Consider the following 2,336-nt stretch of genomic DNA (forward strand, 5'->3'; position numbering starts at 1 on the left):
ATCGGCCAGCGCACGCCTCGGAAAAGTTTATTATCAAAAATGTTTTCGTTTCGGGAATTCGACACCTGATAGATGAAATGGAATTTCTTCCGCATACCGGAGTCGATGTCCTCAAGGTTGTGACAGACGACCCACAGGTCGTCCTTGTAATGCCGATGTTGACGGACGTATGAGCCGAATTCGCCTTTTTCCAAACCGAGTTTGTCCGTTTCGCGGAAATCGCGTGCGCCCCACAGATCGGCCGCTTCATCAACGATGATAATCGAGTTGGGTTTCGTGAACCGCCAAAAGTTCTTCACTTCGTTCAACCGCACCTGTTGCCCTTCACCATCGAGGAGCGGCGAGCCGTCGTCATTAAAAACAGGCTTCTCCGCATCCTCCAGAATGTGCAGCCGTTCGGCCATTTCCGCGCGCTTACTGTTATTTCGCCCGGCACAATGCAAAATCAGCGGGTCAATCCGCAGCGGAAGCGATGTGTAGATGTGACGCTTTGAGTTCTTAAGCGCATCGATCACCACCTCGGCAACCGCATAGTAAGTTTTCCCCGCGCCCATCAGGCCGTAAATTATATTTAGCGACATGTGATTAGCTCCCCACAGTTGGAATCCATGACTTGATTGCGCGATACGCCGCTACCGCCGCCCACACGGTAAACAGCACTAATCCAAACCCGACAGCTTCCCGCAGTGGAAAAAAATAATCCACATAAGCCAAAACTTTCCTGATTTCTTCCGTCATTTCGGGGCTTATCATGCCGCCAATTAAATCAAAAACGGCCTTCAACATTTTCTCCCCGATCGCGACAATCAATTCTATCAACCGGACAATTAAATCGATGAGATGTCTCAACAGCCAAATAAACAAATTTTGGATTTTTTCCCCCAGCCAATCTATAGGCCCCGTCGAAAACATTACGCACCCCATGCCTTTCCAATTACTTTCATGAGAATATAAACGAAGGCAAACGCCATCACATACAGGAACAGAGCGCGAACTTTGCTCACAGGCTGTCGATATTGCTCTTGTCCAAAATCCGCGTAAATATCCAGAGTCGTTACACCCAAATTAAGCGAAAGGTCAAAAACCGGAGCTTCCGCCAGCGGCAGTTCACTACTAAGCTTTTTAAGCACGTTTATTTTCTCCAGCTTAGTTTCCACTTCAACGGAAACCACATTAACTTCTGACGGCAGATCCATTTTCCCGGGCGCATCGGAAGAACCCTTGGGGGTCAAAAAATCCTTCAAATTTTCCAAGTTCTCTTTATCTGCATTCCGCGTTTTGACGGCCTCATCACGAATTGCATATTCAGTATTTTGAACCGACTCTTGCACCCGCCGCAACGCCTCAAGGTTTGTGACCGTGTTATTATAAATTTGCTGGTTCACTTTATTGAATCCATCGGCCATCACGGCACGCCCTTTTTGCCCTTCTTCCGTGACTGTTTTCTCAAGATTCTTGACTGCGTCTAAAACATCGCTTCCGCCTTTTGGCGGTGTAGTCCCTCCCGGCTCAACACTCCCCGCACCATTGCCCGGATCAACGCCCTCGGGCGGTTCAGGTGGTTCGGGCGGTGGCTCTACAGGTGGATTTGGTGGCTCAACAGGCGGTCCATCCTCGCCATAATAAACCGCTTCAAACTCGAAGTGTGTATTGTCCGCGCTCACCACCCCATTTGACGGCGACTTGGTTATGGTCAGGCCTATGTCGTTCGTCGTAAGCCAAATCGTCTCACCGTCATTTGCTTCACCTCCCCAGCTTGCCGTTGTTGTGTCGCCTGCTTTGCTCAAAGCATCAACCAAGGCTTCACCGCCCTTCATTATGGTGACCTTTTTATTTCCGGTTGTATGATCAACCAGCTTCAAACTTACCGTAATATTTCGATAAGACGGTCCAGTGTAGTCCAATTCGACAGGACTTTCAACCTCCCAATAATTATCCACTCCATTGGTATAAAAGACTTGGTGCGTAGTGCCCACACCACGAGCCGTCCAGTAGATCGGAACAACCAAAGTTGTCACTGTTCCCTCCTCAACCGATGCAGTTCCCTGCACCCTTTGCGCATTCCCGCCTTCCGCTTGTGGTGAAATTGTCCAGTTCAAATTCGCCCCCATCAACATCACCTGACAGGAGCGTTCAGGTGAATTATTTATAAAATCGATTTTGTATTTCATCGTGCCTTTTTGTTCAGCACCGCCAGTCGTGGCATTCACCGAAAACGAAACCTGCTCACCGGGCGAATTTGGCACCGTGTAAGATGAAGGAGAACCCGTGACTCCCGAACCATATGTAATTGGAATCACCGTGCCGGGCTCGAACGCCCCAAGCTCAATTGTTTG

3 protein-coding genes are annotated in these 2,336 nt (G+C 49.1%); all 3 read right to left on the bottom strand.

Annotated features, from left to right (window positions below):
* A partial coding sequence (locus tag M2447_RS13625) for a zonular occludens toxin domain-containing protein (RefSeq protein ID WP_277559053.1) occupies positions 1-581 on the bottom strand: 581 nt, incomplete at its 3' end.
* Positions 582-585: 4 nt separating this feature from the next.
* On the bottom strand, positions 586-849 hold the full coding sequence (locus M2447_RS13630) for a hypothetical protein (protein ID WP_277559054.1): 264 nt from the start codon (positions 847-849) through the stop codon (positions 586-588).
* Positions 850-911: 62 nt separating this feature from the next.
* Positions 912-2,336: hypothetical protein (locus tag M2447_RS13635; protein ID WP_277559055.1), on the bottom strand; the 1,425-nt coding region annotated here is incomplete at its 5' end.

The sequence above is a fragment of the Ereboglobus sp. PH5-10 genome, assembly GCF_029504735.1.
Taxonomy (GTDB): domain Bacteria; phylum Verrucomicrobiota; class Verrucomicrobiia; order Opitutales; family Opitutaceae; genus Ereboglobus.